Raw genomic sequence first — 14,381 nt, 5'->3', positions numbered from 1 at the left:
TCCTTCATTGCTACGCTGGCTATCTCGTTCCCCGCAGGCTGGCGCTCTCATGGATTATTATCTCGGCATCGACATAGGCACTTCGAAGATCAAGTCGGTTTTATTCGACGAGCAGTTTAATCAATGCCAGGTCGCCAGCGCCGACAACCTGACCGAAGTGCCGTTCCCCGGCCATGCTGAGCAAGATATGGAGCAGCTTTGGCGCAATATGGTCACGACATTGCGCGCGCTGGCCGACTCGCCGTTGTTGCAACAAGGGCGCATCCGCGCCATTGGCCTCTCGGGCCAGGGCGAAGGCGCCTGGCTGGTCGATGCCGCAGGGCGACCGGTTCGCAAGGCCATTTTATGGAGCGACACCCGCAGCGCGCCTTTAGTGGCGCGTCTCAAGCAACAACCGGAACGGGAAGAAAGGCTGTTTCGGGCAACCGGTACCCGCCTGCTGCCGTGCAACAGTTCGCTGATCCTGACATGGTTGGCGGAAAATCAGCCCGCCGCGCTAAACAGCGCGCGCTATTTCTTCTTCGCCAAAGACTGGATCCGCTATCGCCTGACCGGTGCGGCCAATCTTGAGCTGACGGATACCGGCACCTCACTGCTCGATCTTCACAGCGAAACGCTTTCCGACGAGGTCTTGACGGAGCTGGGCCTGCAGGCCCTTCGGCCGCTGTTCCCGCCGCTGTTGCGCCCCGGCCAACGCGCCGGAGAAATCACGGTGCAGGCGGCGGCTGTCACCGGGCTGGCGGCAGGCATTCCGGTATGCGCCGGCGCGCTGGATGTGTCGGCGGCAGCGCTGGGCATTGGCGCCGTGCATCACGACGACGTTTACACCCTGTTGGGCACCACCTGCTGCACCGGCATTGTCTGCGACAGCCTGGCGCAGGTCAGCCCGAAAACGCGCTTTGTCGCCCATGCGCAGCAAGGACGTTATATCAACCTGTTCGCCATGCAGGCGGGCACGCCGAACCTGGACTGGGCGGTACGTGAGCTGGGTGGCGATGGCGATCTCGAGCGTATTGGCGAGCAGATCGCCGCCATTCCCGCCGGCAGCGGCGGCGTGCTCTATCAGCCCTATCTGAACGGTGAACGCGCGCCTTTCTACAGCCAGGCGGCCCGCGCAGGTTTTTTCGGCATCGGTCAGCATACCGGCAATCTGCACCTGCTGCGGGCGGTGTTTGAAGGGCTGGCGTTCGCCATTAAAGACTCGCTGCACGATTACCCACCGCAGGGCGATCTTTATCTTGCCGGTGGCGGAGCCGCTTCGGCCGTCTGGTTGCAGATCATCGCCGACTGCACCGGCCGGCGGGTGATTACCAGCCGGGTGAAAGAGCTGAGCGCCCGAGGCGTGGCGATTTTGGCGGCGCAAAGCATTGGCGTGACGGTGTCACATGAAACGCTTGTTCAGGCCGAAAACCGCCGGCTATTTGTCCCCAATCCGGCCAACCAGCAGATCTATCAGGCACTCTACCCACTGTTCCGCCAGTTACGCCTTCAGCTTGAACCGCTGTGGCAAAGCCGGGAGCAAATTCTCAATGCCCTTAACGCAGGAACCCCCGCATCATGAAAACCCTCTTTACCGCCGAATACGCCGGCTCGCTTGATGATTTCCGCCAATTGGGCGAACTGGTCATCCGCGGTTGGGCGGCCGGCGAAAGCAAGCTGACCGAAGACGCGCTGATTGATCTGGCCCATGACGCCAACTTTATCATCACCAGCTACGACGATATTACCGCCCGGGTGATCGACGCCTGCCCGCAGTTGAAACTGATTGCCTGTACCCGTGCCAATCCGGTCAATATTGACCTGCAGGCCGCCGCACGGCGCAATATTCCGGTGATCTACACCCCAGGCCGCAATTCTGACGCCGCGGCGGAACTGACGCTGGCGTTGATGCTGAACCTGGCCCGCCATATTCCCCAGGCCCACGCAGCGCTCAAGCGCGGCGAGTTCACCCGCGAGCAACCGCACGCGGCGGCGGCCAAAGAGGGTCTGCGCAGCGATGTGGTGTGGGACGTGGATAAATCCAGCCCCTATGAAGTGTTTAAAGGCAGCGAACTGCGCAACAAAACGCTGGGCATCGTCGGTTACGGCAGCATTGGCCAACGCGTCGGCCGTATTGCCCGGGCTTTCGGCATGCGGCTGTTGGTGGCGGACCCTTACGTTTCCGGGGTAGAAATTAACGAGCCGGGTATTGAGAAAACCACGCTGGAACAGCTGTTCAGCGACGCCGATTTTATCAGCCTGCACCTGAAAGCGACGCCGCAAACCGATGGGCTGATTGGCCGTGAATTGTTTAACCGCATGAAACCCCACGCGCTGTTTATCAATACCTCGCGCGCGGCGGTGGTAATTGAAGAAGATCTGATTGCCGCCCTGCGGGAGAAACGCTTGGCCGGCGCGGCGCTGGACGTGTACGCCAGCGAACCTATTTACCGCCGCCATCCGTTTATCACCGAATTCGACAATGTGGTGATTACGCCGCACATCGCCGGCGCCACGCGGGAGACGCTGGTCAAACATACCGAGATGATCGCCCAGGACATCCAACGTTATCTCAAAGGCGAGCCGCTGCTGTACGCCTGGCGCTAAGCGCTGCGCGGCGTTTGCTGCATAAACTGCCGGGTGTGTTCCCAGTCGATCACCCCGGCGTCCGATCCCAACCCGCCTGCGACCAACCCCGCCACCGCCGTCGCCAGCAGGCAGGCTTCCGGCACCGCCAGCCCACGGCTCAGCCCGGCGATAAACCCGCCGCAATAGCTGTCGCCGCAGCCGGTGGTGTCCACGACCTCAACCTGATAGGCCGGAATACGCACGCAGGCATCGCGGGTGACGATAAAGGATCCCTGCTCACCGGCTTTGAAAATGCAGCTCCCCACCCCGTGATCGAGGAAGAACGCGCCGATCTCCTGCGGCGTTTGCCGGCCGGACAGATAAGCCGCCTCCTCCAACGACGGCATAAAGTAATCGACGCTGGGCAACAGCGGCAGCAACAACGCCAAGGTATGCGGGCCAGGCGCAATCAGGTCGAAACTGGTGGTAACGCCGAGTCGTTTGGCATGGCGCAGCAATCTGGCACTTTGACCCTCGTCCATCGCCGCCAGCAGCCCGGTGCCGCCATGATGCAAGAAACGGGTATCGCACAGCGCGTCAAAGTCGGCATCGTCAACGAACAGAAAATCCGAGGCCCCACGGTAATGCAGAGCCGGGCGCTCGCCGTTGGGCCTGATCGGCAAAATGGTGGCGGACGTTTCCGCCCGCGCCGTGCGCTGGATCAGCGAACAATCGATGCCCAGCCGACGGTAGGCATTGAGGATAAACTCCGCCTTTTCATCCTCGCCGAGACAGGCCGAGGTGGCGGTGCGTATCCCCAGCTTGGCGGCATTCATCACCGCGCCGCTGGCGGTGCCCGCCGGGTTCAGCCGGATCTGCTCGATAAACTGCACGCCGCCGCCTGCCGGGATAGCGCTGACCGGCCGCCCCGCGATATCGAGCAAGGTTAAACCGACAAATACCGCATCATATCGATTCACTGCCGGCCTCCGCCTGTTGCGTTTGTTTTAACCGGCTCTGGATAAAGGACAGCGCCAGCGCCACCACCAGGATCACGCCGGTCAGCGCGTCTTTCACCATAAAATTCAGCCCAATCAGGTTCAGGCCGTTCGCCACCATGCCCAGGAACAGCACGCCAACCAGCGTGCCCAGCACGTTGGGTCGCCCCTGCGGATGAAACGCGGTGCCGATAAACACCGCCGCGATGGCGTCCAACAAATAGGCCTGCCCGGCCAGTGGGGTAAACTGGCGCAGATTGGCCGAAAGGATCACGCCGCCCAGCGCGCAGGTCATGCCTGAGGCGATCAACAGCCAGCACAGGTAACGACCATTGCGGATCCCCACCGCACGGGCCGCCTGCGGGTTCAGGCCGATGGCATGAATCCGCTTGCCGAAGACAGTACGTTCGAAGAACAGAAAATAGCCCAGCAGCAGCGCGGCTGCGATAACTATCGGTAACGGCACGCCACCGAGGTTGCCCACCGCCAGATCGTGATACTGCTGTGCCATGCGACGGTAGGCTATCGATCCCCCGCCGTCGGTATAAATACGTTCGACGCTGCTGCCGATGAAAAAGGTGCCCAGCGTCGCCAAAAACGGCTTAACCCGACAGTAAACGATCAGCAACGCATTGAGTGCGCCGATCAGCGCGCCGCCGGCCAGCGCGGCGACTACCGCCATTTGCCAACTGAGCTGATATTGCTTCAGGGCGATCAGCGCAAAAGCCGCGCCAAAATCCAGCGCGACGCCCACCGACAGGTCAACGCCACCGGCGGTCACCACCAGCGTCATGGCCAGCGCGACAATCAGCAATATTGCGTTACCCTGTAACAGATTACTGAGATTGCCCAGACTGTAAAACACGCTATTGCCCCAGGAGAAGAACAGGAAAAAAACGATGAAAATCAGCATAAAGCCGTAGCGAATCAAAAGGTTGTTCAACGCCGTCATGGGTTTCCTCCCCGGTTTTGCCTGGCGGCGGCGGCCAGTACCAGCAGGATCAGCCCGCCTTTGATCGCCCCGACCCAAAAGATGTCTACCCGCAACAGCGCCAACCCATTCGACAAGGCATTAACCAGCAAGGCACCCAGCAGCGCACCCCAGATGGTCACGACTCGCCGGCGCGAGAAGGACGCGCCAATAAAAGTCGCCAGTACCATTTCCAACAGCAGAGGCTCTTCACTGCCGGGTGAACTGCCCGAGCCGCGAGCCACCAGGGCAAAGGCCGCCAAACCGGCCGCCGCAGCCGCCAGCAGGTAAGAGCCAATCACCAGCGGTTTGACGCGCAAACCGGAGATCTCCGCCGCTTCGCGATTGCCACCCGCCGCTTGCAACTGCATGCCCCAACGGGTGTGATGCAATGCCCAGCCAAACAACGCCAGCGCAGCGAGCATTAACCATACCATCAGCGGCAACCCCAGCCAGGTGTCGTCACGCAGCGCGACAATGGCCGCGTCGCTGACGCTGATGCGCCGCTGTTGGGTGATCAGGTTGGCGAGGCCTACCACCGCCACCGAACTGGCCAGCGTTGCCAGCAACGGCGGCAACCCGACGGCCACCACCAGCAAAGCGTTGACGCCCCCCGCCAGCAGCGCCGCGCCAAACGCCAGCGCCGTCAGCCACAAATAACCGTCACCGCTGTGGGTCAGGCCGTTACTGATGAGGGCCGCCGTCAACACGGCGATCGCCGGCAGCGAGATATCGATACCGCCGGAAACCACGTCATCGCCGCCGCCGGTAATCACGCAGGTCAGGCCAAAACACAGTATCGCCAAGGGTACGCTTTGTTTGAGGATAGTGCTCAGATTCTGCCAACTGGTGAAGTAAGGCGCCTGCAGGCAGAAAAACAGCAGCAGCGCGGCAAACAGCAACAGCGGAATTTTATTGGCGATCTGCTCTCCGGGCGGCAAAAAGCGACGCCAGGAGGAGCGTGCCGCCACATTGCCTTCGGTCAATAGGCTCATAGAACCGGCTCCTGTACTAAAGGGGACGCCGTTGAACCGCCGCTGGTCAACGCCAGCAGCGCGTCCTGCGTCAGCCCGGCGGTACGGACATTCGCGACAATCTCGCCGCGCAACATCACCAGAATACGATCGCACAACCCAATCAGTTCGCTGCCGTCGCTCGACGACACCAGCACGCAGCGCCCTTCAGCCGCCTGGGCGGCCACCAGTTGGTAAATCTCCGCCTTGGCGCCGATGTCTACGCCCAGGGTAGGTTCGTCGAGGATCAACAGTTGCGGGTTAGTCGCCAGCCAGCGCGCCAGAATCGCCTTTTGCTGATTGCCTCCGCTCAATAGACGCACCGGCAATTGCAGATTGCGCGGGCGGATATCCAACTGTTCCGCCAGCGCTTTGGCATGCAGCCGAGCCTTTTTGCGCAGTTCCCACCCCGCACGCGCCAATGTGCCAAGCGATGCCAGGTTGATGTTGTCCGCCACCGGCATGGGCAACACCAGACCGGTATTCCGCCGATCGCGAGGCACCAACGCCATCCCCGCGGCAGTGGCCTGCGCCGGGGAAGCGATGCGCACCGGCTTTCCGGCTATGCGCAGTTGCCCCTGCTGAAGCGGGCGTAATCCATACAGAGCGTCGATCAACGCTTCGCGGCCGGAACCCAGCAGCCCGGCGATGCCGACGATCTCCCCCGGCGCCAGTTGCAAGCTGACATCGCGCAACTGTGCACCGTCCGACAGACTTTCTGCGCTAAGCCAGGGCTCAACCACCGCCCGCTGAGCCGGGCGCGGGGCAAACAGGTGGGTGATTTCGCGGCCGACCATCATCGGGATCATGCGCGCGATATCGCCATCGCCCAGTTGCTGCAGGGTGCCAACGTCGCGGCCATTACGAAACACCGTGACACGGTCACAAATCTGGGCGATTTCCGCGAGGTAATGAGAGACGTAAATAATGGCGATGCCGCGCCGTTTCAGGCGGGCGATGGCGTTAAACAACAATTGCGACTCTCGGGCTTCCAGCGGCGCAGTAGGCTCGTCAAACACCACCAGTTGCGCCTGCCCGTCGATTAACGCCCGGGCTATCTGCACCAGCTTGCGTTCGGCAATGCTGAGATCGCGGATCAGTCGGTTACCGTCCAGGCGAGTGTCCAGCACCTGCAACAGAAAACGTTCCGCGTCATGACGCATGCCGCGCTTGTCCAATCCCAGCCAACGGTTACGCCGCTCCTGACCGACATACACGGACTCCGCCACGGTAAAGTGCGGAATCAAATGCAGTTCCTGATGGATAAACCGCACCCCGGCCGCCCGTATCGCCGCCGGGGTGACGGAGGCCAGCCGCCGGCCGCCAATGCGGATCTCCCCGCCGTCTTGCGCATAAACCCCGGCGAGGATCTTGATCAAGGTGGATTTGCCGGCGCCATTTTCGCCAATCAGACCGTGGACCTCGCCCGGCAGCACCCGCAGTGAAGCACCGCTCAGCGCCTGAGTGCCGGGAAAACGTTTCTCGATGCCAATCATTTCCAGGCCGCCCACGGCGGGAGCGGCCTGCGTTTCCTGCTGGCTCATGGCGTTATTTCAGCTCGCCGTAGCCGAGCTGCTTGTACACCGCCCTGGCCTCTTCCGGCCCTTTCACCGGTAATACCGGCACAAAGGTTTGCGGTTGCAACTTCTCGCCGGCGAAATAACGCGCCACGTTATCCGCTGAAGTGGTGCCGATTAACCGCGGCTGTTGCGCCACGTTGGCGACCAACGGACTATCCTTCTCCGCCATGATTTCCAGGGTTTCCGGCCCGGCGTCGATCGCCGTGACCTTAACGTCGCCGGCGCGGCCGCTCTCTTCCAGCGCCTGCACTATGCCGATCGCCGGCTGGTCCCAGCAGGCGACGTGAATCGCATCCAGTGTGCCTTTCGGGTGCTGGCTTAGCAGTTCGAGGGTTTTCTTGCGCGCATCTTCCGGCGAGTTGGCGTATTGCTCGGCCAGCTCCGGTTGAATGATTTTGATGTCCGGGTAATCTTTCAACACGTACTTCCACAGATCGTAGCGAATGCCGCAGATGCGCAGTGAGTTGGAGAAGGCGTTGAACACCGCCACATTGCCTTTGCCGCCCAGTGCCTCGGCGGTATAACGGCCGATGGTGCTGCCGATGCTGTAGTTGTCCGAGGTGGTGTTGTTGATGGAATACGGCGATACGTGGTCGACGGTGAATACCGGGATCCCGGCGGCGCGCAAGGCTTTGAATTTAGGCTCGACGGCGCTGTCGCCCAAAATGCTGATCACTGCATCCACCTTGCGCGCAAGCAGGATATCGTGATTGTCGGCATGCACCTGGTTATCGCGGCCGCCATCGACCGCCACCACTTTGCCCCCCAAATGTTCCACTTCGTCGCTGGCGCCTTTGAATGCTTCGCGATCCCAAAAATGCTGCGTGCCGACCACCGCCACGCCAATGGTTTTCCCCTGCAATGAAAGCGCCGCCTGGGCGCCGTGAGCAGCGAAAACTGACAGTGCCAGCGCTGTGATTTTAATAAGTTTTTTTGTCATTTCTGTTATTACCCTGTTATTCATCCCCTGATGGAACGAACAAAAGCTAGCAACAGGCTATGGCAAAGCGAAATAACAATACCGGTTATGGTTAGTTAAAAAGCGGGATTGTTCCGTGGGATGAAAATGCGGCCGGTGCAGCTCTCCGTTCACACAAAGGCCCCGGCCGCAAAGCGGGTTGAATCAGCCCTTATGCCTGATAAATCCGTGCCTCATAAGGGCGCAGCGTCTGTGGCTCTCCGCCGTGTGGATAATTGCCCAACCGCAGTTGCCAACTGTCCAGCGCCAAAGATTGGGGATCAACCTGTTGCGGGTCGCCGCTCAGGTTGCACAGCACCAGCAGTTGCCGGTCATCCAACGTGCGGGTATAGGCGTAAATATGCCGATGTTCAGCCAGCAATAACCGATAACGGCCATACAGCAGCGCCGGGGTCTGCTTGCGTAACCGAATCAGCGCGCGGTAGAAATTCAGCACCGAGTCCGGCTCCCCACGTTGGCGCGCCACGTTGAGATCGCGGTAGTTGGCGTTAAGCGCAAACCACGGCGTTGCGGCGCTAAAGCCGCCGTTAGGCCCGTCGTTCCAGGGCATTGGCGTGCGTGAGTTATCACGCGAACTGCGGCGCAGCGTCGCCAGGATCCGATCCTCATCCATTCCCTGCCGGCGCAGGTCGGCAGCACGATTCTTGGTGGCGACGTCGTTAAAATCATCCAGACCGGCAAAATGGGTGTTGGTCATGCCCAACTCCTGCCCCTGATAAATAAACGGCGTTCCCTGCATCAGAAAATACAGCGCGGCTATGGCGGTGGCGCTTTCGCGTCGGTAGCGCCCGTCGTCCCCCCATTTCGATACCACACGCGGAATATCGTGGTTCTCGACGTACAGCGCATTCCAGCCCTTGCCCTCCAGCAGGGTCTGCCAGCGGGTGAAAATGCTTTTCAGGCCGAGCACATCCAGCCCGGCATCCGGCGCCTGCTGGTTGGCGGTTTCCCACAGCTTGACGTGTTCGAACTGGAAAATCATGTTCAAGCGGCCATGCCGTTCCCCCACCCACTCCTCGCCCTGTTCCGCCGAAGCGCCGTTCATTTCCCCCACCGTCATGATGTCGTAGCGGTTAAACACCTGTTCGCACATTTCATCAACGTAATCCAGCAGCCCATCGTAGTTGAGATGCCGCTCGAACGACGGTACGTAACGCAACCCTTGCGGGTTCGGCATGTCGGTCAGCCCCGGCTGTTTTTTCATATGGCAAATGGCGTCGATGCGGAAACCGTCGATACCTTTGTCCAGCCACCAACGCATCATGTCATACAGCGCCGCGCGCACCTGCGGGTTCTCCCAGTTCAGATCCGGCTGGCGCTCGGAGAACAGATGCAGAAAGTATTGTTCGCTGTCGGGATGGTACTTCCAGGCCGAGCCGTTGAAAATGCTCTCCCAGTTATTGGGCTCCGCGCCGTTTTTGCCGTCGCGCCAGATATACCAATCGCGCCTGGCGCTGGATTTTGATGAACGGGATTCAATAAACCACGGATGTTCGTCCGACGTGTGGTTCACTACCAGATCAAGTATCAGCCGCATGCCGCGCGCATGCGCCTCCGCCAACAGGCGATCAAAGTCCGCCATGGTCCCAAACTCGGTCATGATCGCCTGATAGTCGCTGATATCGTAGCCATTGTCGTCGTTCGGCGAGCGGTACATCGGGCAGATCCAGAGGGCGTCAACGCCCAACCACTGCAAATAGTCCAGCCGCGCGGTAATGCCGTTCAGATCGCCAATGCCGTCGCCGTTAGAGTCCATAAAGCTGCGCGGGTAGATTTGATAAACCACCGCCTCTTTCCACCATCGCGCCGTTTGTACACCGCTCATGTCATGCTTCCTTATCATCGGTCAATGCGCCTGTTCGGATGCCAGAATGCGTGGGAAAGCGCGGCCCTGGCGGTCAAACAGATAACAGCACTCTACCGGCAGGCGTACGCCGACGGTTTCTCCGGCCTGAATGATCGAGCGTTCTGGATTGCGCAGCACCCAGGGTTCCGCCGCGTTGCCGTTGTCCAGATAAAGGTAGGTTTCGTTGCCCATATGCTCGACGAACATCACCTCGCCCTGAAACTCGCACTGCGCCTGTTCACCGCCGCGAATATGCTCCGGACGAATGCCGACGTTGACGCTCTGGCCTTCCGCCGCCACCGGCGTGGCGATCGGCAGCACCAGCGCTTTGCCGTTGTCCAGCTCTACCACACTCTGCCGCTCACCGGCGCGCCGCAGAATGGCCGGGATCAGGTTCATCTTCGGCGAGCCGATAAACTGGGCGACAAATTCGTTGGCCGGCTGATCGTAAAGTTCCAGTGGCGTCCCCACCTGCTCGATATGCCCTTTGTTGAGCACCACGATACGGTCGGCCAGCGTCATGGCTTCAACCTGATCGTGGGTCACGTAAATGATGGTCGAACCCAGCCGTTTGTGCAGCGAGGCCACCTCCATGCGCATTTGTACGCGAAGCGAGGCATCGAGGTTTGACAAAGGTTCATCGAACAAAAACAGCTTAGGTTCGCGCACTATGGCGCGGCCAATCGCCACCCGCTGGCGTTGCCCGCCGGATAAATCCTTCGGACGCCGCTCCAGCAAGGGTTCAAGTTGCAAAATGCGGGCGCTTTCGCGAACCCGGCGGTCGATCTCCTCCGCCGAATGACCGGCCAGCTCCAGCGCAAACGCCATGTTTTTGTATACGCTCATATGCGGATAGAGCGCATAAGACTGGAACACCATGCCGATACCGCGCTCGGAAGGCGTATCGTCATTGACGTAGTTGCCATCGATGTACATACCGCCGCTGCTGATCTCCTCCAGCCCGGCAATCATGCGCAGCAACGTCGATTTTCCGCAGCCGGAGGGCCCGACGATCACCACGAACTCCCCGCTGTTGATCTGCAGATCCAGCGATTTGATAACCTCTGCGTTAGCGCCATAGCGTTTTTGCAGTTTTTCCAGCGTTAATTGCGCCATATTCCTCCCGACCCCCAGGTAGTTGCATTCAAGGGGGCGCAAGCGCGCCCCGCCATCCGGTTTATTTCAGGTAATCGAGCCACGGCCCCTGGCGTGAAATCATCACGTCCACCAGTTCCGGGATCGCGCGGCATTTATCGTTGACCGAATCCACCAGCAGCGCCTGGACAACCAGGTCGCGCGAACCTTCAATCACCGCGTCGGCGGTCAGATCGTGAATCGCAATCTGGTTGCTCAGCAGGCCGCCGATGCCCGCCGGCATATCGACCTTGATGCCGTGTACGCCCTTGCGATCGATAATCGCCGGGACTTCAACGGCAATAAACGCCGGCAACTGCTTGATAAATCCCTGGTTCGGAATGTTGACCGCAGACTCTTCATAGCCGGAGTCGGTGAGGATCCCTTCCATGATCGGCACTACGCGTTCTTTCAGCTTCAGTTCGATTTTCGGCTGCACCTGCCCCAGGTAGTTGCGGTAGAAGGTGTAGAAATCGAGGATGCCGCGGTGATCGCTGACTTCGCTGGCCCAGCGGATGTACTCGCCAAAATGGCTGTCGCCGGTGATCGGCAGATGGTGAAACTTCTCCAGGATCTCTTTGAACAGCGTGCGGTCCGCCCACGGATAGGCGCTGTCTTTGCCGCCCAGCGCATCGCGCTCGGTGCTGCCTTCGGTCTCCACCAGTTTGCCGTGATTGCGGGTGTAGGCCAGAATGTCGCTGTAACCCGGCAGGCGGGAGAAATAGTCCGGTGCCTTGGCGCGTACGTCGGGGTAAGCGTCTTTGCCGCTGTCTTTATAGCTGGCCTCCAGCAACACGCTGAAGTGGTTCAACCCGCCGGCACGCAGACTGAGGTTGTCGAAGGAGGTGCCGAGCATTTCCGGCAGATAACGCTCCAGTGAGGCGATTTCATGGCACATGCCGACAAAATTGAGCTGCGGGAAACGGCGATGCACGGTGGTGCAAATGCGGCTCATCGGGTTCGAGTAGTTGAACACCCAGGCGTTCGGGCAAATGTCCGCCACGTCGGCGCAGATGTCGAGGATCGGCGGAATGATGCGCAGCGAGTGGAACAACCCGCCGGGGCCACCGTTTTCACCATACACCTGCTGAATGCCGTACTGCTGCGGGATCTGCCAGTCGAGATCCCACAGCGCAAAGCGGTCGCCCACTTCAATGGAGATAATCACGAACTCCGCTCCGCTCAGCGCGGTTTTGCGATCTGTGGTGGCGCTGAGGGTAAACGGCAGATCTTCCGCAGCCAGGAAGTCACGGGCGGTCTTTTCGGTCACTGCCAACGCGGCCGGGTTGATGTCATGCAATACGATTTCACTGCCGTACAGCGTCTCGCTCTGGAAGATGTCGCCCAGGGTGCCGTAGCCGAATTGCGCGCTGCCTGCGCCCACTAAAACGATTTTTGTAGCCATTGCATTTCTCCTGCTTCAGGGTTAATCGAAAATCAGCCTTTTACTGCGCCGTTGGTTAATCCGCTGACGATGCGACGCTGGAAAATCAGAACCAGCACGATGATCGGCAGTGTGACGATGACCGAGGCCGCCATGATGGTGCCCCAGGGAAGTTCGAACTGAGAGGCGCCCTGCAGCATGCCGATCGCCACCGGCACGGTGCGCTTGCCGCTGGAGATGACAAACGTCAGGGCGAACATGAATTCATTCCAGGCGCCGATAAACGCCAGCAGCCCGGTGGTCACCAACGACGGCCCCATGATGGGCGCGAAGATGCGGGTAATGATGGTCCAGGTATTGGCGCCGTCGACGATCGCCGCCTCTTCCAGTTCCGCCGGGATCGACTTCATAAAGGTGGTCAGCACCCAGACGGTAAACGGCAGCGAAAAGGTGGTGTAAGACAGCACCAGTGCGCCCAATGAATCGTACAGCCCCATAAAGCGCACCAGTTCGAACATGCCGGACAGCACCGCCACCTGGGGGAACATCGAGACGCACAAAATGGTGAACAGCAGATATTTGCGGCCGCGAAAGCTGATGCGCGCCAGCGCGAAGGCGGCGGTAATCGACACCAGCAGGCAGATGCCCACCGTCAGCGTTGCCACGACGATCGAGTTCAACAAGCTGCGGGCGATGCCGTTATCCATCAACGCCGTCAGATAATTGCCCCAATGCGGTGCACCCGGCAGGTAAGCGACCTGGAACAGGCTGCCTCCCGAACGCAGCGAGGTGATCAGCGCGTAGTAAAAGGGAAACAAACAGATGACGCTGGCCAGCGCGGCGCCGGCGAAAATCAACGCCTTATGGCCGTACTGTTGTTGTCGGCGATTCAGTTTCATGCGCGTTTCTCCTTGTCATTCAAGCGGCCCAGCGTGAGGAAGCAGGCAGCGATACCGGCCACCATCATGAACACCAGTACCGAAGCGGCCGAGCCGGAACCCATTTCCTGGTAGCTGACCATGCGGTCGCGAGCATAGCCGGACACCGAGATGGTGGCTTCGCTGTTGGACGTCAGCACATAGATCAGGTCGAATACCCGCAGCGCATCCATCACCCGGAAAATCAGCGCAACGATCATCGCCGGCATAATCAAAGGCAAAGTGATGCGCCGGAACCGCTGCCAGGCGTTAGCCCCGTCCACCCGCGCGGCTTCGTACAGATCGCCGGGGATGAGCTGCAACGCGGCCAGCAGCATCAGCGCCATAAACGGCGTGGTTTTCCAGACGTCCGCAATCACCACTGCCCACATCGACAGCCCCGGCTCGGCGACCCAGGCCAGCGGCGCGGCGATAATCCCCGACCTGAGCAGCAGATCGTTCACCACGCCGTACTGATCGTGGAACATCCAGCCCCACATCTTGGCGGAGACAATGGTAGGAATCGCCCAGGGCACCAAGATGGCGGTGCGCACCAGCCCCTGACCGCGAAATTTCTGGTTCATCAGCAGCGCCAGCAGCATGCCGAACACCAGTTCCAGCGATACCGACAGCAGGCTGAAACGTAGCGTATTGCCTACCGCCTGCCACCACTGCGGGTCCGCCAGTACGCCGTACGCGTGTTCGCCCCCGGTCAGATCCAGATAGTTGGCGAAGCCGACAAAGCGGTATTCATCCGGCGCATCCAGCATCGCGTCGGTAAAGCTGTAAAACAGGGTGCGCAGCAATGGCCAGCCGGCAACCGCCGCCAGCAGTAACATTGCCGGCGCCACCAACAGCCAGGCGATGCGGCTGCGGCGCTGCCGATGATTAAGCTTGCTGCGCCTGACCGGCTGCACTGCCGCCGGAGCGGGTGTGGCGGTCAGGGTTAACCTGTGCGTATCGCGTTTCATGCATCAGACTCCGGGCCGTTGTTAATGGGGGGAATTGCACTG

The 14,381-nt window shown here is 60.3% G+C and carries 12 protein-coding genes; 2 read left to right on the top strand and 10 right to left on the bottom strand.

Annotated elements, in window-relative coordinates; translation table 11 throughout:
* Window positions 1-49: 49 nt before the first annotated feature.
* Entirely contained in the window at window positions 50-1,561 is a 1,512-nt protein-coding gene (locus V2S86_RS06860; protein WP_330761782.1) for an FGGY-family carbohydrate kinase, read from the top strand.
* Window positions 1,558-2,586, top strand: a complete 1,029-nt coding sequence (locus tag V2S86_RS06855) for a 2-hydroxyacid dehydrogenase (protein ID WP_330761781.1) — start codon at window positions 1,558-1,560, stop codon at window positions 2,584-2,586. The genes V2S86_RS06860 and V2S86_RS06855 overlap by 4 nt, the downstream gene beginning before the upstream one ends.
* On the opposite strand, the gene V2S86_RS06850 is transcribed toward V2S86_RS06855, so the two are convergent.
* From V2S86_RS06850 to V2S86_RS06805, 10 genes are all read right to left on the bottom strand, one after another.
* Window positions 2,583-3,527: a carbohydrate kinase family protein gene (locus tag V2S86_RS06850; RefSeq protein WP_330761780.1), complete on the bottom strand. Its 945-nt coding sequence runs from the start codon at window positions 3,525-3,527 to the stop codon at window positions 2,583-2,585. The genes V2S86_RS06855 and V2S86_RS06850 overlap by 4 nt on opposite strands.
* Window positions 3,514-4,497, bottom strand: a complete 984-nt coding sequence (locus V2S86_RS06845) for an ABC transporter permease (RefSeq protein WP_330761779.1) — start codon at window positions 4,495-4,497, stop codon at window positions 3,514-3,516. Before V2S86_RS06845 ends, V2S86_RS06850 begins: the two co-directional genes overlap by 14 nt.
* Entirely contained in the window at window positions 4,494-5,510 is a 1,017-nt protein-coding gene (locus tag V2S86_RS06840; RefSeq protein ID WP_330761778.1) for an ABC transporter permease, read from the bottom strand. The genes V2S86_RS06845 and V2S86_RS06840 overlap by 4 nt, the downstream gene beginning before the upstream one ends.
* The gene (locus tag V2S86_RS06835) at window positions 5,507-7,072 is read right to left on the bottom strand and encodes a sugar ABC transporter ATP-binding protein (protein ID WP_330761777.1); all 1,566 of its coding nucleotides are present in this window, start codon (window positions 7,070-7,072) and stop codon (window positions 5,507-5,509) included. The genes V2S86_RS06840 and V2S86_RS06835 overlap by 4 nt, the downstream gene beginning before the upstream one ends.
* A 4-nt stretch (window positions 7,073-7,076) precedes the next feature.
* Window positions 7,077-8,048, bottom strand: a complete 972-nt coding sequence (locus V2S86_RS06830; RefSeq protein WP_330761776.1) for a sugar ABC transporter substrate-binding protein — start codon at window positions 8,046-8,048, stop codon at window positions 7,077-7,079.
* Between the two features lie 190 nt (window positions 8,049-8,238).
* Window positions 8,239-9,912, bottom strand: a complete 1,674-nt coding sequence (locus tag V2S86_RS06825) for a glycoside hydrolase family 13 protein (protein WP_330761775.1) — start codon at window positions 9,910-9,912, stop codon at window positions 8,239-8,241.
* A gap of 21 nt (window positions 9,913-9,933) precedes the next feature.
* Window positions 9,934-11,049 carry an ABC transporter ATP-binding protein gene (locus tag V2S86_RS06820; RefSeq protein ID WP_330761774.1) on the bottom strand — a complete coding sequence of 372 codons (1,116 nt, stop codon included), beginning with the start codon at window positions 11,047-11,049 and terminating at the stop codon, window positions 9,934-9,936.
* Between the two features lie 61 nt (window positions 11,050-11,110).
* Entirely contained in the window at window positions 11,111-12,472 is a 1,362-nt protein-coding gene (locus tag V2S86_RS06815; protein WP_330761773.1) for a family 4 glycosyl hydrolase, read from the bottom strand.
* A gap of 32 nt (window positions 12,473-12,504) precedes the next feature.
* Window positions 12,505-13,350, bottom strand: coding sequence for a carbohydrate ABC transporter permease (locus V2S86_RS06810; RefSeq protein WP_330761772.1), 846 nt, complete (start codon window positions 13,348-13,350; stop codon window positions 12,505-12,507).
* Window positions 13,347-14,339, bottom strand: coding sequence for a carbohydrate ABC transporter permease (locus V2S86_RS06805; RefSeq protein ID WP_330761771.1), 993 nt, complete (start codon window positions 14,337-14,339; stop codon window positions 13,347-13,349). Before V2S86_RS06805 ends, V2S86_RS06810 begins: the two co-directional genes overlap by 4 nt.
* Window positions 14,340-14,381: the final 42 nt, after the last annotated feature.

The sequence above is a fragment of the Serratia sp. C2(1) genome, assembly GCF_036352655.1.
GTDB lineage: Bacteria > Pseudomonadota > Gammaproteobacteria > Enterobacterales > Enterobacteriaceae > Serratia > Serratia inhibens.
This window is presented reverse-complemented; position numbering and strand designations above follow the sequence as displayed.

What these genes read in the sequence shown, in the direction of transcription:
- V2S86_RS06815 (WP_330761773.1), bottom strand. Translation starts at nt 12,472, where the DNA reads ATGGCTACAAAAATCGTTTTAGTGGGCGCAGGCAGCGCGCAATTCGGC.
- V2S86_RS06855 (WP_330761781.1), top strand. Translation starts at nt 1,558, where the DNA reads ATGAAAACCCTCTTTACCGCCGAATACGCCGGCTCGCTTGATGATTTC.
- V2S86_RS06860 (WP_330761782.1), top strand. Translation starts at nt 50, where the DNA reads ATGGATTATTATCTCGGCATCGACATAGGCACTTCGAAGATCAAGTCG.
- V2S86_RS06830 (WP_330761776.1), bottom strand. Translation starts at nt 8,048, where the DNA reads ATGACAAAAAAACTTATTAAAATCACAGCGCTGGCACTGTCAGTTTTC.
- V2S86_RS06840 (WP_330761778.1), bottom strand. Translation starts at nt 5,510, where the DNA reads ATGAGCCTATTGACCGAAGGCAATGTGGCGGCACGCTCCTCCTGGCGT.
- V2S86_RS06810 (WP_330761772.1), bottom strand. Translation starts at nt 13,350, where the DNA reads ATGAAACTGAATCGCCGACAACAACAGTACGGCCATAAGGCGTTGATT.
- V2S86_RS06825 (WP_330761775.1), bottom strand. Translation starts at nt 9,912, where the DNA reads ATGAGCGGTGTACAAACGGCGCGATGGTGGAAAGAGGCGGTGGTTTAT.
- V2S86_RS06805 (WP_330761771.1), bottom strand. Translation starts at nt 14,339, where the DNA reads ATGAAACGCGATACGCACAGGTTAACCCTGACCGCCACACCCGCTCCG.
- V2S86_RS06820 (WP_330761774.1), bottom strand. Translation starts at nt 11,049, where the DNA reads ATGGCGCAATTAACGCTGGAAAAACTGCAAAAACGCTATGGCGCTAAC.
- V2S86_RS06835 (WP_330761777.1), bottom strand. Translation starts at nt 7,072, where the DNA reads ATGAGCCAGCAGGAAACGCAGGCCGCTCCCGCCGTGGGCGGCCTGGAA.
- V2S86_RS06845 (WP_330761779.1), bottom strand. Translation starts at nt 4,497, where the DNA reads ATGACGGCGTTGAACAACCTTTTGATTCGCTACGGCTTTATGCTGATT.